The 25137-nt window shown below is 60.9% G+C and carries 27 protein-coding genes; 17 read left to right on the top strand and 10 right to left on the bottom strand.

Going from position 1 to position 25137, the window contains the following annotated elements:
* Positions 1–11 precede the first annotated feature (11 nt).
* From ACYZTK_RS08475 to ACYZTK_RS08465, 3 genes are all read left to right on the top strand, one after another.
* Positions 12–716, top strand: a complete 705-nt coding sequence (locus ACYZTK_RS08475; RefSeq protein ID WP_462014015.1) for an NAD(P)H-dependent oxidoreductase — start codon at positions 12–14, stop codon at positions 714–716.
* Positions 717–810: 94 nt separating this feature from the next.
* On the top strand, positions 811–1737 hold the full coding sequence (locus tag ACYZTK_RS08470; protein WP_462014014.1) for a LysR substrate-binding domain-containing protein: 927 nt from the start codon (positions 811–813) through the stop codon (positions 1735–1737).
* Between the two features lie 58 nt (positions 1738–1795).
* Positions 1796–2161 carry a 5-carboxymethyl-2-hydroxymuconate Delta-isomerase gene (locus ACYZTK_RS08465; protein ID WP_462014013.1) on the top strand — a complete coding sequence of 122 codons (366 nt, stop codon included), beginning with the start codon at positions 1796–1798 and terminating at the stop codon, positions 2159–2161.
* Positions 2162–2240: 79 nt separating this feature from the next.
* Here ACYZTK_RS08465 and ACYZTK_RS08460 read toward each other — a convergent pair whose 3' ends face one another.
* On the bottom strand, positions 2241–3179 hold the full coding sequence (locus ACYZTK_RS08460; RefSeq protein WP_462014012.1) for a LysR family transcriptional regulator: 939 nt from the start codon (positions 3177–3179) through the stop codon (positions 2241–2243).
* Between the two features lie 114 nt (positions 3180–3293).
* Positions 3294–4478 carry a cyanate transporter gene (locus ACYZTK_RS08455; protein WP_462014011.1) on the bottom strand — a complete coding sequence of 395 codons (1185 nt, stop codon included), beginning with the start codon at positions 4476–4478 and terminating at the stop codon, positions 3294–3296.
* Between the two features lie 491 nt (positions 4479–4969).
* On the opposite strand from ACYZTK_RS08455, the gene ACYZTK_RS08450 reads away from it, so the two are divergent.
* From ACYZTK_RS08450 to ACYZTK_RS08430, 5 genes are all read left to right on the top strand, one after another.
* Positions 4970–6352 (top strand): glutamine synthetase family protein, encoded by a 1383-nt coding sequence (locus tag ACYZTK_RS08450; RefSeq protein ID WP_462014010.1) that lies wholly within the window; start codon positions 4970–4972, stop codon positions 6350–6352.
* 178 nt (positions 6353–6530) lie between these two features.
* Positions 6531–8180 carry a phosphoethanolamine transferase gene (locus tag ACYZTK_RS08445; protein ID WP_462014009.1) on the top strand — a complete coding sequence of 550 codons (1650 nt, stop codon included), beginning with the start codon at positions 6531–6533 and terminating at the stop codon, positions 8178–8180.
* A gap of 152 nt (positions 8181–8332) precedes the next feature.
* Positions 8333–9466, top strand: coding sequence for a ribonuclease D (gene rnd / locus ACYZTK_RS08440; RefSeq protein ID WP_462014008.1), 1134 nt, complete (start codon positions 8333–8335; stop codon positions 9464–9466).
* A complete protein-coding gene (locus ACYZTK_RS08435; protein ID WP_462014007.1) occupies positions 9463–9756 on the top strand; it encodes a YcgL domain-containing protein in 294 nt (97 codons plus the stop codon). The genes rnd and ACYZTK_RS08435 overlap by 4 nt, the downstream gene beginning before the upstream one ends.
* Before the next feature lie 115 nt (positions 9757–9871).
* Positions 9872–10804, top strand: a complete 933-nt coding sequence (locus ACYZTK_RS08430) for a D-2-hydroxyacid dehydrogenase (protein WP_462014006.1) — start codon at positions 9872–9874, stop codon at positions 10802–10804.
* A 90-nt stretch (positions 10805–10894) separates the two neighbouring features.
* Here the strand turns inward: ACYZTK_RS08430 and ACYZTK_RS08425 are convergent, their stop codons facing one another.
* A complete protein-coding gene (locus tag ACYZTK_RS08425; protein WP_462014005.1) occupies positions 10895–11488 on the bottom strand; it encodes a nitroreductase family protein in 594 nt (197 codons plus the stop codon).
* A gap of 162 nt (positions 11489–11650) precedes the next feature.
* Here ACYZTK_RS08425 and ACYZTK_RS08420 point away from each other — a divergent pair, with 162 nt between their 5' ends.
* Positions 11651–12100, top strand: a complete 450-nt coding sequence (locus ACYZTK_RS08420) for a YcgN family cysteine cluster protein (RefSeq protein ID WP_462014004.1) — start codon at positions 11651–11653, stop codon at positions 12098–12100.
* 24 nt (positions 12101–12124) lie between these two features.
* Positions 12125–13354 carry a hypothetical protein gene (locus ACYZTK_RS08415; protein ID WP_462014003.1) on the top strand — a complete coding sequence of 410 codons (1230 nt, stop codon included), beginning with the start codon at positions 12125–12127 and terminating at the stop codon, positions 13352–13354.
* Positions 13355–13470: 116 nt separating this feature from the next.
* On the opposite strand, the gene ACYZTK_RS08410 is transcribed toward ACYZTK_RS08415, so the two are convergent.
* The 4 genes from ACYZTK_RS08410 to ACYZTK_RS08395 all read right to left on the bottom strand — a co-directional run bounded on the left by ACYZTK_RS08410 (position 13471) and on the right by ACYZTK_RS08395 (position 15817).
* Positions 13471–13848 carry a YgaP family membrane protein gene (locus tag ACYZTK_RS08410; protein ID WP_462014002.1) on the bottom strand — a complete coding sequence of 126 codons (378 nt, stop codon included), beginning with the start codon at positions 13846–13848 and terminating at the stop codon, positions 13471–13473.
* Positions 13849–13940: 92 nt separating this feature from the next.
* Positions 13941–14411, bottom strand: a complete 471-nt coding sequence (locus tag ACYZTK_RS08405; RefSeq protein WP_045058733.1) for an RNA methyltransferase — start codon at positions 14409–14411, stop codon at positions 13941–13943.
* 296 nt (positions 14412–14707) lie between these two features.
* Positions 14708–15082, bottom strand: a complete 375-nt coding sequence (locus ACYZTK_RS08400; RefSeq protein ID WP_045058732.1) for a YajD family HNH nuclease — start codon at positions 15080–15082, stop codon at positions 14708–14710.
* A 48-nt stretch (positions 15083–15130) separates the two neighbouring features.
* Positions 15131–15817 carry a spermidine synthase gene (locus ACYZTK_RS08395; protein ID WP_462014001.1) on the bottom strand — a complete coding sequence of 229 codons (687 nt, stop codon included), beginning with the start codon at positions 15815–15817 and terminating at the stop codon, positions 15131–15133.
* Between the two features lie 137 nt (positions 15818–15954).
* Here ACYZTK_RS08395 and ACYZTK_RS08390 point away from each other — a divergent pair, with 137 nt between their 5' ends.
* Entirely contained in the window at positions 15955–16245 is a 291-nt protein-coding gene (locus ACYZTK_RS08390) for a hypothetical protein (protein WP_462014000.1), read from the top strand.
* 13 nt (positions 16246–16258) lie between these two features.
* Here ACYZTK_RS08390 and ACYZTK_RS08385 read toward each other — a convergent pair whose 3' ends face one another.
* Complete coding sequence (locus ACYZTK_RS08385) at positions 16259–18313, bottom strand: S9 family peptidase (RefSeq protein ID WP_462013999.1); 2055 nt, start codon at positions 18311–18313, stop codon at positions 16259–16261.
* Positions 18314–18536: 223 nt separating this feature from the next.
* On the opposite strand from ACYZTK_RS08385, the gene ACYZTK_RS08380 reads away from it, so the two are divergent.
* The 6 genes from ACYZTK_RS08380 to ACYZTK_RS08355 all read left to right on the top strand — a co-directional run bounded on the left by ACYZTK_RS08380 (position 18537) and on the right by ACYZTK_RS08355 (position 22933).
* Complete coding sequence (locus ACYZTK_RS08380; protein ID WP_462013998.1) at positions 18537–19034, top strand: MFS transporter; 498 nt, start codon at positions 18537–18539, stop codon at positions 19032–19034.
* A gap of 32 nt (positions 19035–19066) precedes the next feature.
* Positions 19067–19843, top strand: a complete 777-nt coding sequence (locus ACYZTK_RS08375; protein WP_462013997.1) for a class II glutamine amidotransferase — start codon at positions 19067–19069, stop codon at positions 19841–19843.
* 11 nt (positions 19844–19854) lie between these two features.
* Positions 19855–20397 carry a DUF2937 family protein gene (locus ACYZTK_RS08370; RefSeq protein WP_462013996.1) on the top strand — a complete coding sequence of 181 codons (543 nt, stop codon included), beginning with the start codon at positions 19855–19857 and terminating at the stop codon, positions 20395–20397.
* A gap of 159 nt (positions 20398–20556) precedes the next feature.
* A complete protein-coding gene (locus ACYZTK_RS08365; protein WP_462013995.1) occupies positions 20557–21309 on the top strand; it encodes a 5-oxoprolinase subunit PxpA in 753 nt (250 codons plus the stop codon).
* Complete coding sequence (locus tag ACYZTK_RS08360) at positions 21306–22010, top strand: 5-oxoprolinase subunit B family protein (protein ID WP_462013994.1); 705 nt, start codon at positions 21306–21308, stop codon at positions 22008–22010. Before ACYZTK_RS08365 ends, ACYZTK_RS08360 begins: the two co-directional genes overlap by 4 nt.
* Positions 22007–22933, top strand: a complete 927-nt coding sequence (locus ACYZTK_RS08355; protein ID WP_462013993.1) for a 5-oxoprolinase subunit C family protein — start codon at positions 22007–22009, stop codon at positions 22931–22933. Before ACYZTK_RS08360 ends, ACYZTK_RS08355 begins: the two co-directional genes overlap by 4 nt.
* A gap of 122 nt (positions 22934–23055) precedes the next feature.
* On the opposite strand, the gene ACYZTK_RS08350 is transcribed toward ACYZTK_RS08355, so the two are convergent.
* Both ACYZTK_RS08350 and ACYZTK_RS08345 read right to left on the bottom strand, forming a co-directional pair.
* Positions 23056–24234, bottom strand: a complete 1179-nt coding sequence (locus tag ACYZTK_RS08350; protein ID WP_462013992.1) for a vWA domain-containing protein — start codon at positions 24232–24234, stop codon at positions 23056–23058.
* Positions 24235–24266: 32 nt separating this feature from the next.
* On the bottom strand, positions 24267–25112 hold the full coding sequence (locus tag ACYZTK_RS08345) for an AAA family ATPase (RefSeq protein WP_034150015.1): 846 nt from the start codon (positions 25110–25112) through the stop codon (positions 24267–24269).
* Positions 25113–25137 lie beyond the last annotated feature (25 nt).

The following is a 25137-nucleotide window of genomic DNA, read 5'->3' as shown; positions in this document are numbered from 1 at the left end:
AAGGAACCACCATGAAAGTACTGATCGTTCACGCCCACCCCGAGCCAAAATCCTTCACCGCAGCCCTGCGTGATCAGGCTGTCGCGACACTCGAAGCCCAGGGGCACGAGGTCAAGGTCAGCGACCTGTATGCAATGAACTGGAACCCGGTGGCCAGCGCCGATGATTTTTCCTCGCGGGAGAATCCCGAGTACCTGGTGTATGCCCTGGAACAACGGCTGGGCGTCAAGAGCCAGTCCCTGGCGCCGGACATCCAGCAGGAGCTCGACAAACTGCTGTGGGCAGACCTGCTGATTCTCAACTTCCCGATTTTCTGGTTCTCCACCCCGGCCATTCTCAAGGGCTGGATCGATCGGGTGCTGGTGTCCGGCATTTGTTATGGCGGCAAGCGCTTCTACGACCAGGGCGGCCTGAGCGGCAAGAAGGCGCTGGTGACCGTCACCCTCGGCGGGCGCGAGCACATGTTCGGCGACGGCGCGATCCACGGGCCGCTGGAAGACATGCTGCGCCCACTGCTGCGTGGCACTTTGGCGTACGTCGGCCTCGACGTGCTGCAGCCCTTCGTCGCCTGGCACGTGCCCTACATCAGCGACGAGGCGCGGCAGGGTTTCCTGCAGGATTACCAGCAGCGCCTGCAGCACCTGAGCGACGAGCAGCCGCTGGTTTTCCCGCGCCTGGCGCAGTTCGACGAGGCGCTTTACCCGCTGCCAGTCTGAATGCCGGATCACCCCGCTGGCGTTCATGTCGATGGACGCCAGCCCCCAGGTCTTTCTACACTGCCCGCAGTCCAGGGGGACCGAGGGGCAACGGATGAATCGCAATGAGCTACGCAAGGCCGACATCAACCTGATGGTGGTGTTCGAGACATTGATGCTCGAACGCAACGTCACGCGGGTCGCGGAAAAACTGTTTCTCGGCCAGCCGACCATCAGCTCGGCGCTCAATCGCCTGCGCACGATGTTCAACGACCCGTTGTTCATTCGGGTCGGCCATCGCATGGAACCCACTGCGCGGGCGGAAGAGTTGATCCAGTATCTGTCGCCTGCCCTCGATTCGCTGTCGGTCGCCCTGAGCCTGACTCACGACTTCGATCCTGCGGTCAGCACCATGACCTTTCGCATCGGCCTGTCCGACGACGTCGAGTTCGGCCTGCTGCCGCCGCTGTTGCGGTCCTTGCGTCAGGAAGCACCGAAAGTGGTGTTCGTGGTCCAGCACGTCGACTACTGGCGCATCCCCGACTTGCTCGCGTCCGGCGACATCACCGTGGGCATCAGCCAGACCCGTGGCTTGCCGGCGAATGCCAAGCGCAAACTGCTGCGCCACATCCAGCCCAGCATCCTGCGTGCCGATGCCAGCGACACCCCGCTGACCCTCGACGAATACTGCGCGCGTCCCCACGTGCTCGTGTCCCACACCGCCAACGTCAGTGGCTACGCCGATGAGTGGTTGGCCGAAATCGGCCGCACCCGCCAGGTGGTGCTGTCCGTGCCGCAATACAGCTCGCTGCCGGCGCTGCTGGCCGGCACCGACCTGATCGCCAGCCTGCCGGACTACACCGCCGAAGCCATGGCCGCCTCCGGTACCTTGTTCAAAGAGCCATTCCCGTTCAAGACCCCGACCCTCGACCTGTCGATGGTCTGGCTCAGTCACGTCGACACCGACCCCGCCGAACGCTGGCTGCGCAAACGCCTGGAAACCTTCATGAGCGCCACGGATCTCAGCGCTCCATCACAGTGAGCCGGATAACTCTGTGCTATACGTACGACCCTTCCGCCAATTCTGAGGAGTAAGCGACATGCCCCACCTGCACATGGAATACACCGCCAACCTGCCAGGCCTGAACCCCGACGTCGCCCTGATCCGGCTCAACAACACCCTGGTGGGTTCCGGCCAGTTCGGCGCAGAGTTCGACATCAAGAGCCGCGCGATCAAGGTCGAGACCTTCAAGGTCGGCACCGCCATGGGCGAGCGTGGTTTTGTGCATGTGAAGCTGGCACTGCTCAGTGGGAGATCGGCGCAGATAAAGAAGCAACTGTCCGAGAGTTTGTTGGCGGTGGTGCAGGAGTTGTGCGAATGGCCGGCGGGGGTGGAGGTGCAGTTGTGCGTGGAGATTCTGGATATTGATCGGGAGTCTTATGCGAAGACGGTGGTTGGTCATTGAGTTGTTTTTGCACGCTTAACCCGATCAGGTAATGCTCGATTCGGACAGGGACGCTCTTCACCGGGTGACCCCTGATCGATCAGATGATTGTTTCTTTCCGGGCACACGCCAGATTGATTTGCTCACGCAGCCAAGCGTTAGAGCTGTCCTCATCCACTTTCCGATGCCACTGCATATCCAGCGTAAAACCCGGCAACCCCACCGGTGCTTCACAACACTCAAACCCGCCGTCACCAGCAAGCAACTGCTCAATTCGCCTCGGCAGCGTCACCACAAACTCCGTCCCCGTGATCATCTTCAACGCCGCGCCATAGCTGTTGGCCCGCGCCACGACCTGGCGGGTCTGCGCCTGTTGCGCCAGCCAGCCGTCGACCATGTTGCTGCTGGAACTCCACGGCGTAGGGAACACGTGTCGGCGTTCGATGAACTCTTCCAGGCTCAATCGCACAACACCCGGCGCGGCGTGTTTGTCGAAGAGGCAGACCAATTGATCCTCCAGTAGCGTCTCGCAATTGATGTCGCCATGGCTGCGGTGAAAGTTCGGGCCGAAGCAGATCACCAGGTCGAGGCTGCCGTCGCGCAGGGCTTCGGCCGGGATGTCGGTTTCGAGTTTGTGCACATTGACGGTCACCGGCCAGTCGGCGAAGGCGAAGCGTTTGAGCAGGCGGGGCAGGATCAGTTGTTCGAAGTATTCCGGGGCGCACAGGTTGAAGGTGGTGGGTCGGGAGGCGGGGTCGAAGGTGGCGGCGCCGGCGTGGCACAGGTTGATCTGTTCGAGGATTTTCAGCACGTGCGGGTACATGCTGTCGGCTTTATAGGTGGGCTGCATGCCCGCGCGGGTGTTGAGGAATAACTCATCGGCGAAGACCCCACGCAGTTTTTTCAGGCAGTAGCTCACGGTCGATTGGCTGACACACAGGGCTTCGGACACGTCGGTGACGTTGTTCTGCTGGTACACGGCAACGAACACCGTGAGGTCCTGCATGTCGAGTTTTCTAAGCAAGTTGCTGTTCAGCATCCGTTCCGTCTCGCAGTGCTGTGTTGCGCGGGTGGGCGCAAAAGTCTGCGAAGGATCCTAACGGATCGACCGAGTCAGGAGAATGTTGATTGCACCTGCCTCTGCAACAAGTGTTCAGCGAATGTGTTGCGCGTAGTGCCGTGGATCGAAGCGCAGGACCATCAGGATCATTACCGCCACCACGGCGGTCAGTGCCCACCAGGCCCATTCGAATCTGCCCAGTTGATCACGTATCAGGCCGGCGAGCAGCGGCGAGATGCCGGCGATCAGGTAGCCGATACCTTGCACGAACGCGGTGAGGCCGCCGGCACGCTGGGGGTTGTGCAGATGGTCCATGGACACGATCAGGCTCATTGGGAACAGCCCGCCGATGCCGAGCCCCAACAGGCAGGGCCACAGCAGGCTCAGGTGTTGCGGGCTGAGGATCAGTCCGCAGAATCCGGCCATAATCAGGCCCAGCAACACCACCAGCACCAGGCGTCGATCACGGCTGCGGTTGGCGATGGCGGGAGTTACCAGGCCTGACACCACTTCCATAGCCGTCAGGAAACCCAGGAGCAAGCCGGCGTCCTGTTCGCTCCAGCCCTTTTCCATGTAGTACGGGGCTAACCAGGCGAGGACGCAGGTGTAGGACGCGGTGCCCAGGCCGAAGAAGATTGCGAGCAGCCAGGCGCGGGAGTTGTTGAAGAACCCATCCTTGGTGGCCGGTTTTGATTCAGGCAGCGTCAGCTGTGCCGGCTGCGCGATCCAGAAAATCAGCGCGACCAGCGCCAGCACAGCCCAGACCGCCAGGCCGACTCGCCAGCTGCCGGTGCGCACCATCACCAGTGGCGCGAAGGAGGCAGCGATGGCCGCGCCGCCCATTATCGAAGTGACGTAGAGGCCCATGCACAGGGCGACGTTGTCGCTGAAGCGCGACTTGATCAGGGCAGGCATCAGCGCCTGGATCAGGGCGATGCCGACGCCTGCCAGCACGGCGCTGAGGATCAGTTCGGCGGCGGAGTCGAGGAACAGTCGCGATGCGGTGGCGAGGCCGATGATCAGCAAAGACAGGATCACGGTGCGTTGTTCGCCCAGGCGCTGGCTGACTCTGATGCCGAAGAACATCGCCATGCCCATCGCCATCACCGGCAGCATGGTCAGGAGTGAGGCCAGGCTGAAGCTCAGTTCGATATCGCCGCGAATGGCTGACAGCAGAGGGCCAACGGCGGCCATGGAGGGGCGCAGGTTGAGGGCGACCAGCACGATGGCGAGCATCAGCAGGAGGGCGGGGCGGGTGTTGGCGCGCACGGTTTCCATCGATCGGACCTTGAATGAACAGGTGGCGATTAGGCGGGTGCGGGGTGGGGGGCGGCAAATCAGAAAGTCTGTTGGGGTATTTGGAAATTAGATAGTTGTTGATGTTGGCGCCTCGGCAGATTGGTGTTGAATGTGCCGATGTCATCGCGGGCAAGCCTTGCTCCCACAGGAGTGAAGTTTCCACAGTGATCGTGCGTGGCCGTGGATTGTTTAGCCATTCCGTAAGCAAAGTTCTTCAAATCCCGATTTAACACCCTATCCACCCGTGTGACGCTGCTCCCATCTGTTCTGCACGGTTTCTCCTATGGACGGTTGCCCCGTCACACTTCCTTCCGATCTGGCCTTCTGGGCGCTGTGGCACTGCCGTCACGCGCGCCCGCCGGATTTCTGCGTTTTGCGTTGATTTGATCTTCAACAGGTCCTGGCGTTTTTACCGGGACCATCCGGGCAGCGCGTGCGCGTCTGCCTGACACGCAAACACGAGAATTCCCATGAGCAGTGCCACGACCACCTTCGCCACTCAACAAGAAGCCCTGACCTTCCTCGAACAGAACCCGGATATCGAGATGTTCGAGTTGTTCATCCTCGACAACAACGGCGTACCCCGGGGCAAGTTGTTACATCGCGATGAGCTGCTGGCTGTGTATGCCACCGGCCGGCCGTTGCCGAGCACGATTCTGGGCCTGACCATCAATGGCGATGACGTCGAGAATTCCGGGCTGGTGTGGGACGTGGGTGATATCGACTGCCGGGCGTACCCGATTAGCGGCAGTCTGACGCGCATGCCGTGGCGGTTGATTCCGACGGCGGCGGTGCAGGTCAGCATGCATCCCACCGAGGGTTTGCCGGCGACGATTGCCGATCCCCGTCATCTGCTGGCGAAGGTGATTGAAGGCTTGCAGGCCGACGGTTATTACCCGGTGATGGCGGCGGAGCTGGAGTTCTATCTGCTGGATCAGCAGCGTGACAGCAATGGTCGTCCGCAGCCGGCGCGGGACGTCGATGGCGGGCGTCCGCGGGGCACCCAGGTCTATGGCCTGCGCGAGCTGGAGCAGATCGAGCCGTTCCTCGCCGATCTCTACAGTGCCTGCAAACTCCAGGGTATTCCGGCGCGCACGGCGATTTCCGAATATGCCCCGGGGCAGGTGGAAATCACCCTCGAACACCGCACTGATGCGCTGCAGGCGATGGACGAAGCGGTGCGATACAAGCGGCTGGTCAAGGGCGTGGCGCACAAACACGGGATGACGGCGTGCTTCATGGCCAAGCCCTTTGATGACCTGGCAGGCACCGGCATGCACATGCACGTCAGCCTGGCGGACGCCGAGGGTAACAATCTGTTTGCCAGCGAAGCGCCGGACGGCACGCCGCTGCTCAGGCACGCGGTCGGCGGCATGCTCAGCACTCTGCTGGATTCTTTGCTGCTGTTCTGCCCCAACGCCAACTCCTACCGCCGCTTCCAGACCAACAGCTACGCGCCGCTGGCAGCCACTTGGGGCGTGGACAATCGCACGGTGAGTTTGCGAGTGCCTGGCGGCCCGGCGTTTTCCCGGCACATCGAGCACCGCATTTGTGGCGCCGATGCCAACCCGTACCTGGCCGCCGCGGCGATTCTCGCCGGGATCCATCGGGGGATACGTGAACAGCTCGACCCCGGCGCTCCTGTGGAGGGCAATGGTTATGCCCAGGCCAAGGAGCTGTTGCCTACCGACTGGCTGACGACTTTGCGCGCGCTGGAAGGTTCGAGCTGGGCACGGGAGGCGTTCGGCAGCGAATTCCTCGGGGTTTACCTGGCGGTTAAACGCGCCGAGTACCGGCAATTCATGGGTGAGGTCGGCGAACAGGACTGGCGCTGGTACTTGCATCAAGCCTGAATAAAAGCTGAATCATTCTCAAATATGTTGGAAGTTTGAGCAATGTGCCATTAGCCAACTAATCGTTGGCTAATTTTTCACAAAAAATTGATGGTTGCCTGCCTAGAGTTTGTGTTGTCGCGGTCAATGAAATTTTCACATTGTCTGCAGGCACTTCTTTCAGGAACTGCAAACCATCATGTTGAAGTTAAAAGCCGTGCGCCCCGAATGGGTGACACTGATTGCCAGTGCGTTTTTATTGACTGGCTTCAATGTCGTTCTCTGGCAGCATCTGTTTGAAATCACCGGCACCGACGGCCAGGGCCTGGTCATGCGGGTGGCGTTCGGGGTGATGATCCTGGCGGCCTTCAACATCGTGCTGACGCTGCTGGCTTTTCGACCGGTGCTGAAACCGGTATTGACCCTGATTTTCATGTGCAGCGCCGGTGTGGCGTATTTCATGGGGCAGTATGGCGCGCTGATAGATGTCGGCATGCTGCGCAACTTTGCCCAAACCAATGCTACGGAAGTCCGCGATTTACTCTCTTGGAAGTTGCTCGGTTATATATTGATTCTCGGTATTCTGCCGTCCTGGTTGTTGTGGAAACTTCCGATTAGTTACCGCCGTTGGCACCGTGAGTTGTTCAGTAAAGTGCTGGTCAGTATTGCCTCGGCTGCGGTGATCGGCGGTGTTGCGCTGGTCAACTACCAAGGGCTTTCCTCGCTGTTTCGCAATCACCATGAACTGCGCTTGATGGTGGTGCCTAGTAATTACATTGGTGCCTCAATCTCCTTCGTCAAGGAGCAGGTGGTGTCCGCGCGGCAACCCTTCGTCAAGATCGGCGAAGATGCCCAGCGCAACCCGGCATGGCAGACCCATGGCCGCAAATCCCTGACCGTGCTGGTGGTCGGCGAAAGTGCCCGGGCCGAGAACTTCGGCATTCTGGGGTACAGCCGCAATACCACGCCGAAACTGGACAAGGAAGCCGGCCTGATCGCGTTCACTGATGTGCATTCCTGCGGCACGGAGACGGCGGTGTCGGTGCCTTGCATGTTCTCCAACATGGGTCGCAAGGATTACAACGCGACCAAGGCGAAGAACGAAGAGGGCCTGCTGGATGTACTTCAGCGTGCAGGCCTGAACGTCATCTGGCGCGATAACCAGTCGGGCTGCAAAGGCACCTGCGACCGCGTCACCTTCGACGACGTCAGCAACCTGAAAGACCCCGGCCTTTGTGCCAATAGCGAATGTCGCGATGAAATCCTCCTGCAGGGCCTGCAGCACTTCATCGACTCCCTGGACAAGGACACCGTGCTGGTGTTGCACCAGATGGGCAGCCATGGTCCGGAGTACTTCAAGCGTTACCCAAAAGAATATGAACACTTCACGCCCGTCTGCGAAAGCAATGCGCTGAACAATTGCAGTCGCGAAAGCATTATTAATGGCTACGACAACACGCTGGTGTATACCGATCATGTGCTGTCTTCGCTGATCGACGTGTTGCGCAGCAATCAGGACAAAGTCGATACGGCGATGCTCTATCTGTCGGATCACGGCGAATCCCTGGGCGAATACAATCTGTACCTGCATGGAACGCCTTACATGCTGGCGCCAGACCAGCAAAAGCATGTAGCGATGCTGGCCTGGTTCTCCGACAGTTATCAGAAGGCCTTTTCGGTGGACACTCATTGCCTGCAGCTGAGCCGTGACAAACCGCTGAGCCAGGACAACCTGTTCCACTCGATGCTGGGTCTGCTGGAGGTCAACAGTCACGTCTATAACCAGGCCCTGGATATGTTTGCCGGTTGCCGCGGTGCGGCGATCGACGGCGTGCTGGCCAAAGAGTAGGGCTCTCAATCCTTCTGACAGCCGGTAAACCAGCGCCTGTCAGACATTTCTTGTTGTGATGCAGGTCTTTTCGCTAAAGCTCTTGTTCAGTGGAGGCGCGGAAATCGCCGGGGGCGATATATACTGCGCGCCATTCTTCAAGGGAGAGCCGTGTGGCCATCGATATTCACTGGATTCGCGACAACGATAGCCTCGGCCGCTTTTGCGCCGAATGGCAGCAACTGCCCTACGTTGCCCTCGACACCGAATTCATGCGGGTCGACACCTTTTATCCGATCGCAGGCCTGCTGCAGATCGGCGATGGCGTACGCGCTTACCTGATTGACCCGCTGACCATCGACAACTGGCAGCCGCTGGCCGCCTTGCTGGAAAACCCGGCGGTGGTCAAGGTGGTGCACGCCTGCAGCGAAGACCTCGAGGTATTGCTGCGCCTGACCGGCAGCCTGCCGGCGCCGTTGTTCGACACACAGCTGGCGGCCGCGTACCTGAACCTGGGTTTCTCCATGGGTTATTCGCGGCTGGTGCAGGCCGTGCTGGGCATCGACCTGCCCAAGGGCGAAACCCGTTCCGACTGGCTGCAACGTCCGCTTTCCGACACCCAAATCAGCTACGCCGCGGAAGATGCGCTACACCTGGCGGAAGTTTTCGTACGCCTGCGTCCGCAGCTGTCTGACGACAAATACAACTGGGTCCTGGAAGACGGCGCCGAGCTGGTGGCCAACCTGCGTCGGGAGATCGACCCGTACGAGGTCTACCGCGAAGCCAAGCTGGCCTGGAAACTCTCTCGCGCCCAATTGGCGGTGTTGCGTGAACTGTGCGCCTGGCGCGAGCGCGAAGCCCGCGCCCGCGACCTGCCGCGCAACCGCATCGTGCGTGAACATTCCCTGTGGCCGCTGGCACGAACCCAGCCGGACAGCCTCGGCGCACTGGGTAAGATCGAGGACATGCACCCGCGTACCGTGCGTCAGGACGGCGAGTTTCTGCTTGATCTGATCAAGCGCTCAGGCAGTGTGTCGCCTGATCAATGGCCACCTGCCGTGCCGGAGCCGTTGCCGGTGGATGCCGCCGCGCTGGTCAAACAACTGCGCGCGATCGGCCAGGCCGAAGCCGAGCGCCTGAACATCGCGCCGGAATTGATGCTGCGCAAGAAAACCCTGGAAGCCTTGCTCAAGAGCGGCTTCCCCAATGGTCCCTACCAATTGCCTGATTCGCTGCGTGGCTGGCGCCGCGAGTTGATGGGCCAGGCGCTGCTCGACAGCCTGGCCACCGCCGGAGAACAGCCTTGAAACGTATTTGCTCGATTTATCGAAGCCTGAAAAAGAACGAGATGTACCTCTATGTGCTCAAGAGCGATGCCCTCGAGCGCGTTCCGGAAAGCCTGATGGCCGCGTTCGGCAAGCCGCACCATGCCTTTGACCTGGTGCTCTCACCCGAGCGCAAGCTGTCGCGCGAGGACATCACGGTGGTCCTGGAAAACCTCGACAAGCAGGGCTACCACCTGCAGATGCCGCCCGCCGAAGACGAATACATCGAGCACCTTCCGGAAGAGTTGCTGCGACGCAACGACCCGATGTAATCGGTCCGGGCTGCAAGCTTCGCTGACACACTGGAATTGATATCTGGCGACGACCGCGCCGATGGGGCGTGACTCCAGCGGCGGTCGTCCGCTCTGTTTTTGAAAGGTTTGAACCATGCGCGTGCTGATTGCTGAACACGACCATCCTGTGTATGCCCAACTGTTGCGCCAGGCAGCGCCTGAGCTGGAAGTGCTGACCAGTGGTGACTCCGCCGAATTGGCCGCCCAGGCCGCCGATTGCCCGATCTGGCTGGGTCAGCCGGACCTGCTGGCGAACTTGCTGCGCCAGGGTCACCAACCGCAATGGTTGCAGTCGACCTGGGCGGGTATCACGCCGCTGCTCGCCGACGGCTTGCCACGGCACTACCGGCTGACTCGGGCGGTGGGGATTTTCGGCCAGGTCATGGCCGAGTACGTGCTGACTTACCTGCTGGGCCATGAGCGCGAAGTGCTGCCGCGCCTGGTCAGCCAGGTCGAGCGCAAGTGGGACAGTCGACAAGGCCAGAGCCTGGCGGGCCGCAAGGTGTTGATCGTCGGTACCGGCGATATCGGCCACACCGTGGCGAAGTTTTTGCAGCCTTTCGGCGTCGAGTTGTACGGCATCGCCAGCGAGGCTCGTGAACAGGCACCATTTCTGGAAGTCGGGACACTGGCGGATTTGCCGCGGCTGGTCGGTGAAGTGGATTACGTGATCAATCTGCTGCCAAATACGCCCAACACTCACGATCTTTACGATGCGGCGCTGTTCAAGCAGTTCAAGCCGACCGGGTTGTTCCTCAACGTCGGTCGCGGCGTCGCGGTGGTTGATGCCGATCTGGTGGAAGCCTTGAAGGAGGGGCATCTGGCGGGCGCGGTAATCGACGTCTGCCGCCAGGAGCCATTGCCGCAGCGTCATCCGTTCTGGACGGCCTGGGGCCTGCTGCTGACTGGCCACAGCTCGGCACCGACTTCGCCTTCGATGATGGTGCAGCTGTTTGTCGATAATCTGCGGGCGTATCAGGCGGGAGAGGCGTTGCGCGGGGAAGTGGATTTCAACCGCGGGTATTGAGGCGTCACCAAAAAGATCGCAGCCTTCTGCAGCTCCTACAGGTGTACACATGACCCTGTAGGAGCTGCCGAAGGCTGCGATCTTTTGCTTTTACAGGGTGAAATCACCTTCCGCAGCCAACTCGCTCAACGGACGCCGCGGGCTCGGTTCTTCCCGTGCCTGCAGGTATTCAGCCAAAGTCGCCTTATCCCCCAACTTGCCCACAGCCACCGCCGCGTGCAGCGCGTAACCCTCGGGGATGTTCAGCTCCTTGCGGGTCAGCTGCTGATCAAAGCCGGCCATGCCATGGGTGTGCCAGCCGCTGATGCTCGCTTGCAGCGCCAGGTGGCCCCAAGCCGAACCTGTGTCGAAGGTGTGCCACAGCGCCGGGGTTTCTTCGCTGGCGCCAGGTGCGGTGAACGTGGTCTTGGAGATCACGATCACCAGCGCCGAGGCATGTTGCGCCCAGGCGCGGTTGAATTCGTTCAGCAGCCCCAGGTAACGCTCCCAGTTCGGTGTGTCGCGCCGCGCGTACAGGAATCGCCAAGGTTGCGAGTTGTAGGCCGATGGCGCCCAGCGAGCGGCTTCGAAGAAGCTCAGCAGGGTTTCTTCAGGAATCGCTTCGCCGGTGAATGCACGGGGCGACCAGCGATCGGTGAACTGCGGGTGGATAGCGTAATCGGCAACACGTGGGTTGGCACTCATCAACAGATTCCTTGGTCGGTTTGAATGTGGGCGACGCAAAACCCTACGTGGCGGCGCGAAAACTGACAAGTGCGTTCTACCGGCAGTCGCCAATGCTTGGCCCGCAGAGCTCCGGGCACTAGACTGGCGGCCTTTTCACCACCTGATGTCGATGCTCGAACCATGGCCGCCAAAGTCGAACCGTTCTGGATACGCAAAACCCTCGATCAACTCGATCAGGAGGAATGGGAGTCGCTGTGCGACGGTTGTGGCCTGTGCTGCCTGCAAAAGCTTGAGGATGAAGAGGACAACAGCGTTTATTACACGCGAATTGCCTGCAAATTGCTGGACCTGAAAACCTGTCAGTGCAGCGATTACCCTAATCGTCGCGAGTCGGTACCGGATTGCATCCAGCTGACGCCGGGCAAGGCCGACGAATTCAAATGGCTGCCGCCGACCTGCGGTTATCGGCTGGTCAGCGAGGGCAAGGATCTGCTGCTCTGGCACCATCTGGTCTGCGGAGACCGGGATCAAGTGCATAAACAGCGCATTTCACAATCGGGGCGCATGCTGGCCGAAGGCAGCGTGGCCGAGGACGATTGGGAAGACCATCTGATTTTTCGCGCGGGCTAACTGTATCTGCCACAAGGAGTGTGTATGGCTGTTGGATTGCGCCAGGCGCTGGCGATTACGCTGCTGGCCCTGAGTTCGTCGGTGTGGGCGGCGAAGAAAGTCGATCTGGATTATCACGTGCGCCTGTTGCCGCAAAGCGATCAGGCCGAAGTGCGGCTGACCCTCGCCCAGGGTTCGGCCGTGCGCAGCCTGGATTTCGACCTGGGCGATGGCAGCCATTACAGCGACTTCAAGGCCGACGGCCAGTGGCAACTTGTACCGGGCAAGCAGGCGCGCGGTATCTGGCGCCCGGCTGCGGACAAATCCAGCCTGATCTACCGCGTGCGCATCAGCCACGGTCGCAAGAGCGGCAGCTTCGACACGCGCATGACGCCCACTTGGGCGTTGATGCGCGGCGATGACCTGGTGCCTGCGGCCAGGCTTGATCAACAGGACGGCATCGAGCTGGTGTCGCGCCTGGAATTCGAACTGCCGACTGGCTGGAAAAGCGTGGAAACCGCCTGGCCGCGCATCGGCAAGAACAAGTTCCGGATCGACAATGTCTCGCGCCTGTTCGACCGCCCGACTGGCTGGATGCTCGCTGGCCATCTCGGCACTCGCCGCACGCGGCTGGGGGAAACCGAAGTCACCGTCGCATCTCCCCGGGGCCAGGGCATGCGTCGCATGGATGTGCTGACGTTGCTGAGTTTCGTCTGGCCCCAGGTGCAGGCAGTGTTCCCGCGGCATCCGGCCAAGTTGCTGATCGTCGGCGCCAATGACCCGATGTGGCGCGGCGCCCTGGCGGCAAGGGAATCCATCTACCTGAACACGCGTCTGCCGCTGGTGAGCGAGAGCGGCAGCAGTGCGCTGGTGCGCGAACTGGCCCAGGTGTTTGGACGGATCAACGACCAGCACCGCAGTGACTGGATCAGCGAAGGATTTGCCGAGTATTACGCCATTGAGCTGGTGCGCCGCGCGGGTGGCATGAGCGATGAGCGGTATGCGAGTTTGTTGAAGAAATTGGCCCGGGATGGGCAGAAGGTCACGACCTTGCGCGGGGAGCAGGTGGATTCGGCGCAGATTGGCAAGGCGGTGTTGCTGCTTGGAGAGCTGGATCAGGAGATTCGCATCAAGACCCGTAACAAGCGTTCGCTGGATGATGTGCTGCGCGGGGCGATGCGGTTGGAGACTGTGGATACCAAGGAGTTTGTGCAGCTGGCCGAGAGTGTGATTGGCGAGCCTTCCAAAGTCTTGGATACGGAGTTGCTTCATTAAGTCAAAAGATCGCAGCCTGCGGCAGCTCCTACGGGTGTCGGGTCGTTCACAACATTCGTGAACGACCTGACATCTGTAGGAGCTGCCGCAGGCTGCGATCTTTTGATCTTAAAATCTCAAACCCCGGTCTTCGGCGAAACCAGCGAATCATTGCCAGTCACAGTAGCCGTACTGGTCGCCGCCTCGGCATTCTTCTTCAGCTGACTCAACTCTTCCCCGGCGCGCTCGATTTTCGCCCGCACGTTGTTCATATCCTGACGGCTTTTTTCCAGCAGGCTCTTGGCCGAGCTGTGGCCGGTAATGCCACGGGCCAAGGCCACGCCACCGATCGCCACCTGGATCAAACCAAAAATACCGCCACGACGCAGGCCTTTGCCCATCATCACCACGCCCCCGGCGAGGGAGCCGATACGCTCCCAGCCATGGACGTTCTGGTTGGTGTTGGTCTGGAACGGGGTGGATTCAATGCGCTCTACGCGTTTGAGTTCGCTCATGATCTGTCTCCTGGCTGGATGGACTGCTTCAAGAATAGATAATTAAGCTGACTGCCATCGCGTGTGGCTTGTTCCATCGGATGTGCGGCAATTCAGCGGAATTTGGCGCCGGATCGGGTATTCAGGCCTTTAGCCATGCGGTCATAGAGCACGACATTGACCGTGGCAGCGAGGTTCATGCAGCCGGTTGTCGGGATGTAGACCACGTCTTCGCACCAGTCGCGAATCTCTTTATCCAGCGAGCCGTCTTCCGGGCCAAAAATGTACAGGGCGCGGTCAGGATGAGTGTACTCGGGCAGCGCGCGGGCGCCTTCGACCAGTTCCACGGCGACCGGGACGCAACCCAGGGGCAGGATCTTTTTCAGGTCATCGATGCCGATCAGCGGGATGTCGTAGTGGACCCGCTTGGTGTCGGTGACGAAATCGGCGGCGCGTTCGTACCGTTTGCCGGTGTAGAACACCGAGGCCACGCCATAGCAGCCGGCGGCGCGCATGACCGAACCGACGTTTTCCGGTGACTTGGGGTTATACAAACCAATGCAGCTGTACCGTTTGTCTGCCACGAGCGGGGTGCCTTCGGGAAAAAAAACGCGATTATACGGGGATTGGGGGGAGGGGTGTTTGGTTTGAGGTTGGGGGTGCCTGGGGGAATGCTATCGCGAGCAGGCTCACTCCTACAGGTTGGTGGTGGTAATGAGTGTTGTGTCTGGTTTGGAGGTTTGTGGTGGCTGGGCTGGCCCCTTCGCGAGCAGGCTCGCTCCTACAGGGGATATTCGGTGGTCACAATTATCTGGTCCACCACAGATCCCTGTAGGAGTGAGCCTGCTCGCGATGAGGCCAGCCCGGCCAACGAAAGCCTTCAGTCTTCCTTCTTCATCAACCCAGCCAGCGCCGCAAACGGGTTATGCGTCGCCTTGGCGATCTTTGGCGAGCTCAACGAACCCTCGCTGAAGTACTGCTGGTCGGTGTAACGCGAGTGCTCATTGTCATGGCAATACAGGCACAGCAGCTCCCAGTTCGAGCCGTCCTGGGGGTTGTTGTCGTGATTGTGGTCACGGTGGTGCACGGTCAATTCGCTCAGGCGCTTGCCGGAAAATTCACGGGTGCAGCGTCCGCACACGTGCGGGTACATCTTCAGGGCCTTGTCGCGGTAACCCATTTCCTTGTCGCGCTGGTTGTCGGCGAGGATGCGGTCCAGCTTCGAGGTGTTGGTCGGGGTGGTTGACGAACTCATGGGTTCACCTTTGTAAAAGACTAATGACGGTTATACACGCAGTTTAGCTCAGCCCTTGAGCTTCTCGGCAATCCAGATGGTGTGGCGGGTACCCTTGTTGCCATGGGCGAAGACCTGGACTTCCTCGGCCTTGAAACCGGCCTTTTTCAGTTTGTCGGAAAACTGCCGGTCGGCGCTCGCCGACCACACCGCCAGCACGCCCTTGGGCCGCAGGGCCTTGGCACAAGCGCTCAAGCCGCCAGCGGAATACAACCAGCTGTTGGCTTTCTGGGTCAGGCCTTCAGGGCCGTTGTCGACGTCGAGCATGATCGCGTCGAAACCCTGGGGCTCAGCCTGCAGCACCTTGGCCACGTCTTCCATGCGGATCACCGTGCGCGGGTCGAGCAGCGGGTTGCCGGCTTTTTCGCCCAGGGGGCCGCGGTTCCATTCGACAACCCCAGGCACCAGTTCGGCGACCACCACTTGCGCGCTCTTGCCCAGGTGCTTGAGCGCCGAAGCCAGGGTAAAACCCATGCCCAGGCCGCCGATCAACACCCGCGAATCTGGCCGGCCGGCGACCTTGCGGCAGGGGATCTCCGCCAGCGCATCTTCAGAGCCGTGCATGCGGGTGTTCATCAGTTGCCCGCCGTCACCGCCCTGGATCTTGATGACGAAGTCCTCGCCGTACTCGAACAGGCACAGGGCACCGCCGTTTTCCGGGATTGGCGTGGTGTCGAGCAGAACAAAACGTTTCATGGGGCTCTCTTGAGAAGAATGGGCTAGAAAAAAATGGTCTTGAAAAAAATGGGCTTGAGAAGAATTGGCATTGGGAAGGGCAAACCCGCACAGTTGGGAGTAGCCTGAGAAAGACAACAAGGCTAACGGAGCCATTGATGAAGCGCACCATTCTAACGGTCATTGCCTTGGCCGCGCTCTCGATAACTGCAGTGCAGGCCCAGGAGCTGCAAACCATTCCCACCAGCCCGGCGCCGATGTCCGGTTCCCCGGGTACCGCCACACCGACACCGTACCCGCAGATCACCCCATCCAGCGTGCCCAGGGCAGGTGCCGGCAGCGGCAGCCCTCCGTTGCTGCCGCCGATCGAAATGCCCAATCCGCCCAAGGACCAGACGTTACCGGGCCTTGAGCAGAACAACACCAGGATCAAATCCCCTGGCGGTTAAACCATGACGGGTATCAGGCGATGCCCAGCACCTTGAACACAAACGCATACTCGAGGGCCACATCACGCAATCCCTGATACCGCCCACTCATCCCGCCATGCCCGGCACCCAATTCAGTCTTGAGCAGTAGCGGATTGGAGTCGGTCTTGGTCGCGCGCAACTTGGCTACCCACTTCGCCGCTTCCCAGTACTGCACGCGACTGTCGTTGTAGCCGGCAATCACCAGAGTCGCCGGGTAAGCCTGGGCGCTGACGTTCTCGTAAGGCGCATAAGCCTTGATCCGCTCATAGACCTCCGGCTCCTCGGGATTGCCCCATTCGTCGTATTCGGTAATGGTCAATGGCAAGTCCGGATCGAGCATGGTGTTGAGCACATCAACAAACGGCACTTCGGCGATTGCCGCCCCAAACAGCTCGGGTCGCTGGTTGAGCACCGCGCCGATCAACAGGCCGCCGGCGCTGCCACCGCTGATTGCCAGCTGGGGTGCGGTGGTGTAGCCATTGGCAATCAGGTGTTCGGCGCAGGCGATGAAGTCGCTGAAGGTGTTGTGCTTGTGCTCCTGCTTGCCTGCGCGGTACCAGGCCTCACCCAGTTCGCCGCCGCCGCGCACGTGGGCGATGGCGAATGCTACTCCGCGGTCCAGCAAGCTCAGGCGCGCGTGGGAGAACCACGGGTCGAGGCTTTCGCCATAAGCGCCGTAGCCGTAAAGGTACAGCGGAGTCGGCTGGCCCAGCGCTTCACGCTTGACCACCAGGCTGATCGGCACCTGCGTCCCGTCCGGTGCCGTCGCCCACAGGCGCTCGCTGACGTAGGCGTCGGCGTCGAACGGGCCGAGTACCGGGGTTTGCTTGAGGACCTTCTGCTCGCCATTGGCCAGGTCCAGCTGACGGATCTGCGCCGGACGATTTAATGCTTCGTAGCGCAGGCGAATGCGCTCGCTGACAAATTCCAGGCTGTTCTGCACATGCAGGCTGTAGGCCGCATCCGGTAATTGCACGCGGTAGCTCGGCAAATCCTGGGGATGCACTTCAATCACCGGCAACCCGCCGACCCGCAGGCTCAGGGTCATGGCCGTGGCATTGAGGCTCATGCCGTCGATCATCGTCAGGTGGCTGTGGGGAATCAGGTTCTGCCACTGCTCTTCGGTTGGCGCCACGTCAGTGTCATCGGCGTGGTACAGGGCGAAATTGATGCCGTCGCGATTGGTGCGGATAAACCAGCTCCACGCGCCGTCGTGCACGCCATGATCGACGTCGTACTCATGGCCCTCGCGGCGAGGCGCCACACAGGTGAACGCCTGGTGTGGCTGCGCCGCGTCGAGTATCCAGACTTCGCTGGTGGTCTTGCTGCCCAGCGCCAGGAGCAATTGCAGCTCGGAGCTGGAGCGGTAGCAATGCAGGAAAAACCGTCCGTCCGGTTCATGGAAGACTTCTTCGGCTGCGGTGCCGTCCAGGCGATAGCGGTACAGCTTGTGCGGGCGATGGGTGTCGTCCAGCTCGCCGAAAAACAGCGTCAGGCTGTCGTTGGCCCAGGTCATGCTGCCGTCGCAGTCTTCGAACTCCAGCTCGCTGACGCGGCCGCTGGACAGTTCTTTCACGAATAGGGTGTAGATCTCATCGCCTGTGGAGTCGATGCTGTAGGCCAGGCGCTGATGGTCCGGGCTGATACTGAACGCGCCCAGGGAAAAGAAGCCGCCTTTGGCCAGCGCGTTCGGGTCCAGCAGCAGTTGTTCCTGGCTCTCGTCGAGCTCCAGGCTGTCATCGGCCGGGCGCGGGCACCGGTAGTGACGGGCGTACTCGTCCCCGGCGGTGGTGCGGGTGTAGTACAGATACGGGCCCCAGGGCGAAGGCAGGGACAGGTCGGTTTCGAGGATGCGGCCCTTGATCTCTTCGAACAGGCTTTCACGCAAACCGGCCTGATCGGCGGTCTGGGCTTCCTGATAGCTGTTTTCGGCCTTCAGATAATCGAGCACTGCGGGGGTGTCACGTTCCTGCAGCCAGGCATACGGGTCGGGACCTTCAGCCTTGTGAGCAATGGGTGCGTCGTGAATGTTGGCGGATGGGGGCATGAAGGGCTCTCGAACAGTGTACGAAAAATGGGGTTAGCTGCGCAGTCCCTGTAGGAGTGAGCCTGCTCGCGATGAGTCCAGCACATTCAACATCGATGTTGGCTGGCAGTCCGCTATCGCGAGCAGGCTCGCTCCTACAGGGGTTGTGTTTTGTCCTGAGGTATTGGGACAAGCCTGGCGTGCGAAAAGTCGTTACTATAAGCGTCTCTTTGCCTGCCTTGCCATGGACACCATGACCGAGAACGACTATCTGATCGCCTGGGGCCTCTACGCCTTTGCCGCTTTAGGCTGCCTGCTGGTGTGGATGCGCCTGACCCGCTGGATGTGGCGCTGGCTGCGCGAGCCGCTGCGGGTGCTGGTCGCCGTGTTGCTGTTTGCCCCGACCATGGTTGACCCGGTGAAGGCAAAAGTCGCCCCGGCGATCGCCATCACCGCCCTCGACCTGATGTTCAAGGTCGGCAACAACGCCTTTCGGGCGATTGCCGACCTGATGATGTACGGGATGTTCGCCTTTGGCATCTACCTGGTCTATGTCGCCATCCGTTTCGCCAGGGAACGCTCGGCCAAGGCTCGCAAGGCTCAGGCTGACGCTGCCCAGGCCGCAGTCCGCGCCGACGAGCCAGAAGACGATCAGCTGTTCGGCGGTGCCGGCGACGATCGTTACGGCCGTCCGCCAGTCCCGAGCAACCCTCAGCGTTTGCGGGTTGAACCGCGTTTGTAAACCTGCCCCAGCTTTTCATCGAGAGTCCGAGCATGTGTGAGTTATTGGGCATGAGCGCCAATGTCCCGACCGATATCGTGTTCAGCTTTACCGGGCTGATGCAGCGCGGCGGGCGTACCGGCCCGCACCGTGATGGATGGGGCATCGCCTTTTATGAAGGCCGCGGATTGCGCCTGTTTCAGGACCCGGCTGCGAGCTGTGAGTCCGAAGTGGCGAACCTGGTGCAGCGTTATCCGATCAAAAGCGAAGTGGTGATTGGGCACATCCGCCAGGCCAACGTCGGCAAGGTCTGCCTGTCCAATACCCATCCGTTCGTCCGTGAATTGTGGGGGCGCAACTGGTGTTTCGCGCACAACGGCCAACTGGCGGATTTCCAGCCGATTACCAGCTTTTACCGCCCGGTCGGCGACACTGATAGTGAAGCGGCATTCTGCGATCTGCTGAACCGGGTGCGCGCGGCGTTTCCCGAGCCGGTCGAAGTTGAAGAGTTTCTCCCGGATCTGGTGGCTGCATGCGCCGAATACCGCAGCAAAGGCGTGTTCAACTGCCTGCTCAGCGATGGTGACTGGCTGTTTTGCTATTGCTCGACCAAACTGGCGCAGATCACTCGTCGTGCCCCGTTTGGCCCTGCGCGGTTGAAAGATGTCGATGTGATCGTCGATTTCCAGGCCGAAACCACGCCCAACGATGTGGTCACGGTAATCGCCACCGAACCCCTGACTGAAAACGAGACCTGGACCCGCTACGAACCGGGCCAGTGGAGCCTGTGGCGACGCGGTGAATGCGTCAGCCAGGGCAAGACCGAATAAGGATCTTTCCGATGTTGCTCAGTTATCTACGGCTGGTGTTGTTCGCGGCGGGCCTGTTGATCGGGGTGCAGGTGCCAGGGTTCATCAGCGATTATGCCAAGCGGGTCGAGGCGCATCTGATTGAAGCGCAGACCAGCCTGAGTGGTTTTCAGGGCACCGCCAACCAGTTCTTCAAAGGCGACATGCAGGCGCTGGTGGCGCATTACCGCGCCAGTGAAGACCCGATTTTCCGCAGTGATGCCGACAGCCTGAGCAACCTGCTCACCCGTCAGCTGGCCCTCGATAAACAGTTCCAGGCCATGCAGGGCCCCTGGTACATCCGCGTGCTGCAGGTGGCGCTGGCCGCTGACCCGGATATTCGCAAAGAAACCTGGAATGGCTACAGCTACCAGATCCTGCTGACCCCGGAAGCGATGATCTGGGGGATGAGCGGCGCGCTGCTGCTGTCGTTCGGGATCGAGTGCCTGTTCCGGTTGATTGATTGGGTGGTGTTGGGCGGCAAGCGTTTGCGCCAGAGCCGGCCGATTGAAGATCGGGATGTGCGCGGGCTCTAAGATCAAAAGATCGTCCGATCGCGGCCCGAGCCTTCGGCAGCTCCTACAGGTGTACGCATTCCAACGTAGGAGCTGCCGAAGGCTCGGGCCGCGATCGGACGATCTTTTGATCCTGCTTTTCGCCCACCGAATTCAACAAAGCAATCAGGAGTGTTCCCCATGACCCGCCTGCTATTGAACTGCGACATCGGCGAAAGCTTTGGCAGCTGGACCATGGGTCTGGACGCCGAAGTCATGCCCTTCATCGACTGCGCCAACATCGCCTGTGGTTTCCACGCCGGCGACCCGAGCATCATGCGCAAGACGGTCAGCCTAGCATTGAGCAACGGCGTGCAGATCGGCGCGCATCCGGCGTATCAGGACCTGGTGGGCTTCGGTCGCCGTTCCATGACCTACACCGCCCAGGAGCTGCAGGACATTCTGCACTACCAGATCGGCGCACTGGATGGCGTCTGCCGCGCCCAGGGCGGGCGAGTGAGCTACGTCAAACCCCACGGCGCAATGTACAACGACATGATGGCCAACCCGGCGCAACTGCGCGCAGTGCTGCAAGCGGTGGCGGCCTACGACCGCACCTTGCCGCTGATGCTGATGGCAACCCGCGACAACAGCGCCGCGCAGCAGCTGGGTGATGAATACGGCATCACCCTGTGGTTCGAAGCCTTCGCCGATCGCGCCTACGACAGCGCCGGCCGGCTGGTCTCGCGCCAACTGCCCGGCGCCGTGCACCACGACCCGCAAACCATCATCGAACAGGCGCTGACCATCGCCCGCGGCGGCGATCTCACCGCCAGCGACGGCAGCGCCCTGCATTTGCAGGCCAATACCCTGTGCGTTCATGGCGACAATAGCAGTTCGGTTGCCGCCGTGCGGCGCATTCGCGAGGCCCTTGATCAGCAGCCTGCACCATGAAACTGCGGGTCGAAGTGGTGGCGCTGGACTGCCTGATGGTGCGGTTGTTTGATGAAATCGCCGAGGCCAACATGCCGTGGATGCTCGCGGCCAGTACCAGCCTGCGGGCAGCGTTCGTCGGGCATCTGATCGACCTGGTGCCGTCCTATACCACCTTGATGGTGCATTACGACTTGACCACCTTGAGCCCGACCCAGGCCCGGGAATTGATCAGCGCAGCCCTGATCGATCTGTCGCCCAATGCCCGCGCCGCCGGCACCTGTCATGTGTTGCCGGTCTGGTACGACCTGAGTGTTGGCCCCGAGTTGAGCCTGTTGTCCCGGCGCAGCGGGCTGGCCGTGCAGGAGGTAATTCGTCGCCACAGCGAGCACGAGTATCAGGTATTCGCGCTGGGCTTCGCGCCGGGCTTTGCCTTTATGGGCCTGGTGGAACCAGAGCTGGCGGCGCCACGTTTGAACACTCCCCGCAAGAAAGTCGCCGCTGGCAGCGTCGGCATCGCCGAGCGGCAGACGGCGGCTTACCCGGTGGTGTCTCCCGGTGGCTGGAACCTGATCGGGCGCACCCCGGCCAAACTGTTCGACCGCGAGCGGGACGGCTACAGCCTGATGCAGCCGGGCGATACGGTGCGTTTTGAAGCGGTGGAGTATGCCGAATTTATTAACCTCGGCGGCGACGATACCCCCCTTGAGGTGCAGACATGAGCCGCCTGCGGATTGAAGCGAGCACGCCGCTGTGTCTGCTGCAGGACGCCGGTCGATTCGGCGTGCGGCACTTGGGTGTGACCCAGGGCGGCGGACTGGATTGGCGCTCGCTGTCCTGGGCCAATTGGTTGCTGGGCAATCCACTGGATGCCCCGGTGATCGAAATCACCCTGGGCGGATTTGCCGTGGTGGCGCAGGACGATTGCGTGCTCGCGCTGGCGGGAGCGGACCTGGGCGCCCAGGTGGATGGCCAGCCGCTCGCGCCGTGGCGCAGTTTCCGGTTGAGCAAAGGGCAGCGCTTGCAGTTGACTCAGCCGCTGCTCGGCGCCCGCGCGTACCTGGCCGCGCCAGGTGGTTTTGCTGCACCGAAGGTCCTGGGCAGCAGTGCGACGGTGGTCCGTGAGGCGCTGGGCGGGTTGAATGGCTTGGGCCGGGCGCTAGCGCCAGGTGATCCGTTGAGCTACCTGGGAAGTTCGCTGGTGTTGCTGCGCGAACTGTCTGCCGGGCAGCGGCCGGATTTCAACGACAGCCGGCCGCTGGACCTGGTGCTCGGGGCGCAGATCGGCGAGTTCAGCGGGCAAAGTTCGTTCGATGCGTTCAACAGTGCCTGGACCCTGGACAGTCGTGCGGATCGCATGGGCATTCGGTTGTTAGGGCCGGCGCTCGAGTATCAGGGCAAACCGATGATTTCCGAAGGCATTGCGCTGGGCGCGGTGCAGGTGCCGCCGGATGGGCAGCCAATTGTATTGCTCAATGATCGGCAGACGATTGGCGGGTATCCACGGCTGGGGGCGCTGACGCCGCTGGCGCTGGCGCGGTTGGCGCAGTATCTGCCTGGGGTGCAGGTAAGGTTGCGGCCGGTGGTGCAGGATGCTGCGCATCGTGAGCAGGTCGAATATTTGCGGCGGTATTTGGATAGCTAAAAGTTTCGCGAGCAAGCCCGCTCCCACAGTAGATCTTCGGTGAATACACAATTTTGCGTATCACTAAAAATCCAATGTGGGAGCGGGCTTGCTCGCGAAGGCGTCCGCCCAGACAACACAACCTACTTGGACAAATACCGCATCCCTTCCTCCAACCCCCGCAATGTCAACGGATACATCTGATCATCAATCAGATCCCGCACAATGTTGGTCGAAGAGGTATACGCCCAAGTATCCTTCGGATAAGGATTGATCCAGATAACCTTCTTGTACTTCTCCATGAACCGCTGCATCCACACATAACCGGCTTCTTCGTTCCAGTGCTCGACGCTGCCCCCGGCCTGGGTGATTTCATACGGGGCCATAGCGGCGTCCCCAATGAAGATCACTTTGTAATCAGCGCCGTACTTGTGCAGCAAGTCCTGGGTCGAAGTGCGCTCGGAAGTGCGGCGCATGTTGTTCTTCCACACTGATTCATAAACGAAGTTGTGGAAATAGAAGTACTCCAGGTGCTTGAACTCGGTCTTGCAGGCCGAGAACAATTCCTCGCAGATCTTCACGTGGGCGTCCATCGAACCGCCGATGTCGAATAACAGCAGCAGTTTGACGGTGTTGCGCCGCTCCGGGCGCATCTGGATATTCAGCAGCCCGGCATCGCGCGCGGTGTGGTCGATGGTGCCGTCGATGTCCAGCTCTTCGGCCGCACCCTGGCGGGCAAATTTGCGCAGCCGGCGCAGCGCGACCTTGATGTTGCGCGTACCCAGCTCCACCGAATCGTCGAGGTTCTTGTACTCGCGCTGATCCCAGACCTTGACCGCCTTGCCCTGGCGCTTGCCGGCATCGCCGACGCGGATGCCTTCCGGGTTGAAGCCGCCGGAACCGAAAGGGCTGGTGCCGCCGGTGCCGATCCACTTGTTACCGCCGGCATGGCGTTCCTTCTGTTCTTCCAGGCGTTTCTTGAACTCTTCGATCAGTTTGTCCAGGCCACCCAGGGACTGGATCGCCGCCCGTTCCTCGTCGGTCAGGGAGCGCTCGAACTCCTTGCGCAGCCACTCTTCAGGAATCAGTGCCTGCAGGTGGTCGTCGAGTTTTTCCAGGCCATTGAAGTACGCACCGAAGGCTCGGTCGAACTTGTCGAAATGCTTTTCGTCCTTCACCAGGATCGCCCGGGACAGGTAGTAGAACTCGTCCATGTCGGCGAAGGTCACGCGCTGTTTTAGCGCGTTGATCAGGTCCAGCAGCTCACGTACCGAGACCGGCACCTTGGCAGCGCGCATTTCATTGAACAGGTTGAGCAGCATGGCTATCGCCCTCTATCGTGTTAAAAGAGGGATCAGCGGGAGCCGCGACGGCTCATGAACGCCAGGCGTTCGAGCAACTGCACGTCCTGTTCGTTTTTCACCAGGGCACCGGCCAGCGGCGGAATGGCCTTGGTCGGATCGCGTTCGCGCAGCACGGCTTCGCCGATGTTGTCGGCCATCAGTAGCTTCAGCCAGTCCACCAGTTCCGAGGTCGAAGGCTTTTTCTTCAGGCCCGGCACCTTGCGCACGTCGAAGAACACGTCCAGCGCTTCGCTGACCAGGTCCTTCTTGATGTCCGGGTAGTGCACGTCGACGATTTTCTGCAGGGTAGTGCGGTCCGGGAAGGCTATGTAGTGGAAGAAGCAGCGACGCAGGAAGGCGTCCGGCAGCTCTTTCTCGTTGTTGGAGGTAATGATGATGATCGGGCGTTTCTTCGCCTTGATGGTCTCGTCGATTTCGTAGACGTAGAACTCCATCTTGTCGAGTTCCTGCAGCAGGTCGTTCGGGAACTCGATGTCGGCCTTGTCGATCTCGTCGATCAGCAGGATCACCCGCTCCTCGGACTCGAAAGCCTCCCACAGCTTGCCCTTCTTCAGGTAGTTACGAACGTCGTGGACCTTTTCGGTGCCCAGCTGCGAGTCGCGCAGGCGGCTGACCGCGTCGTACTCGTACAGGCCCTGGTGGGCCTTAGTGGTGGACTTGATGTGCCAGGTGATCAACTTGGCGCCAAAGGATTCGGCCAGTTGCTCGGCGAGCATGGTCTTGCCGGTCCCCGGCTCACCCTTGACCAGCAGCGGACGCTCCAGGGTGATGGCGGCGTTGACCGCCAGCTTCAGGTCATCGGTGGCGACGTAGGCCTGGGTGCCTTCGAACTTCATCTGCTAATCCTCGAACGGTGACGCC

The organism is Pseudomonas sp. LB3P31, assembly GCF_054897945.1.
The sequence above is the reverse complement of the archived record's forward strand: the minus strand, read 5'-3'. Positions and strand labels throughout refer to the sequence as shown.

What these genes read in the sequence shown, in the direction of transcription:
- ACYZTK_RS08445 (WP_462014009.1), top strand. Translation starts at nt 6,531, where the DNA reads ATGTTGAAGTTAAAAGCCGTGCGCCCCGAATGGGTGACACTGATTGCC.
- ACYZTK_RS08390 (WP_462014000.1), top strand. Translation starts at nt 15,955, where the DNA reads ATGAAGCGCACCATTCTAACGGTCATTGCCTTGGCCGCGCTCTCGATA.
- ACYZTK_RS08360 (WP_462013994.1), top strand. Translation starts at nt 21,306, where the DNA reads ATGAAACTGCGGGTCGAAGTGGTGGCGCTGGACTGCCTGATGGTGCGG.
- ACYZTK_RS08385 (WP_462013999.1), bottom strand. Translation starts at nt 18,313, where the DNA reads ATGCCCCCATCCGCCAACATTCACGACGCACCCATTGCTCACAAGGCT.
- ACYZTK_RS08415 (WP_462014003.1), top strand. Translation starts at nt 12,125, where the DNA reads ATGGCTGTTGGATTGCGCCAGGCGCTGGCGATTACGCTGCTGGCCCTG.
- ACYZTK_RS08410 (WP_462014002.1), bottom strand. Translation starts at nt 13,848, where the DNA reads ATGAGCGAACTCAAACGCGTAGAGCGCATTGAATCCACCCCGTTCCAG.
- ACYZTK_RS08395 (WP_462014001.1), bottom strand. Translation starts at nt 15,817, where the DNA reads ATGAAACGTTTTGTTCTGCTCGACACCACGCCAATCCCGGAAAACGGC.
- ACYZTK_RS08420 (WP_462014004.1), top strand. Translation starts at nt 11,651, where the DNA reads ATGGCCGCCAAAGTCGAACCGTTCTGGATACGCAAAACCCTCGATCAA.
- ACYZTK_RS08400 (WP_045058732.1), bottom strand. Translation starts at nt 15,082, where the DNA reads ATGAGTTCGTCAACCACCCCGACCAACACCTCGAAGCTGGACCGCATC.
- ACYZTK_RS08365 (WP_462013995.1), top strand. Translation starts at nt 20,557, where the DNA reads ATGACCCGCCTGCTATTGAACTGCGACATCGGCGAAAGCTTTGGCAGC.
- ACYZTK_RS08375 (WP_462013997.1), top strand. Translation starts at nt 19,067, where the DNA reads ATGTGTGAGTTATTGGGCATGAGCGCCAATGTCCCGACCGATATCGTG.
- ACYZTK_RS08370 (WP_462013996.1), top strand. Translation starts at nt 19,855, where the DNA reads ATGTTGCTCAGTTATCTACGGCTGGTGTTGTTCGCGGCGGGCCTGTTG.
- ACYZTK_RS08475 (WP_462014015.1), top strand. Translation starts at nt 12, where the DNA reads ATGAAAGTACTGATCGTTCACGCCCACCCCGAGCCAAAATCCTTCACC.
- ACYZTK_RS08355 (WP_462013993.1), top strand. Translation starts at nt 22,007, where the DNA reads ATGAGCCGCCTGCGGATTGAAGCGAGCACGCCGCTGTGTCTGCTGCAG.
- ACYZTK_RS08345 (WP_034150015.1), bottom strand. Translation starts at nt 25,112, where the DNA reads ATGAAGTTCGAAGGCACCCAGGCCTACGTCGCCACCGATGACCTGAAG.
- ACYZTK_RS08465 (WP_462014013.1), top strand. Translation starts at nt 1,796, where the DNA reads ATGCCCCACCTGCACATGGAATACACCGCCAACCTGCCAGGCCTGAAC.
- ACYZTK_RS08380 (WP_462013998.1), top strand. Translation starts at nt 18,537, where the DNA reads ATGGACACCATGACCGAGAACGACTATCTGATCGCCTGGGGCCTCTAC.
- ACYZTK_RS08460 (WP_462014012.1), bottom strand. Translation starts at nt 3,179, where the DNA reads ATGCTGAACAGCAACTTGCTTAGAAAACTCGACATGCAGGACCTCACG.
- ACYZTK_RS08350 (WP_462013992.1), bottom strand. Translation starts at nt 24,234, where the DNA reads ATGCTGCTCAACCTGTTCAATGAAATGCGCGCTGCCAAGGTGCCGGTC.
- ACYZTK_RS08455 (WP_462014011.1), bottom strand. Translation starts at nt 4,478, where the DNA reads ATGGAAACCGTGCGCGCCAACACCCGCCCCGCCCTCCTGCTGATGCTC.
- ACYZTK_RS08425 (WP_462014005.1), bottom strand. Translation starts at nt 11,488, where the DNA reads ATGAGTGCCAACCCACGTGTTGCCGATTACGCTATCCACCCGCAGTTC.
- ACYZTK_RS08470 (WP_462014014.1), top strand. Translation starts at nt 811, where the DNA reads ATGAATCGCAATGAGCTACGCAAGGCCGACATCAACCTGATGGTGGTG.
- ACYZTK_RS08430 (WP_462014006.1), top strand. Translation starts at nt 9,872, where the DNA reads ATGCGCGTGCTGATTGCTGAACACGACCATCCTGTGTATGCCCAACTG.
- ACYZTK_RS08450 (WP_462014010.1), top strand. Translation starts at nt 4,970, where the DNA reads ATGAGCAGTGCCACGACCACCTTCGCCACTCAACAAGAAGCCCTGACC.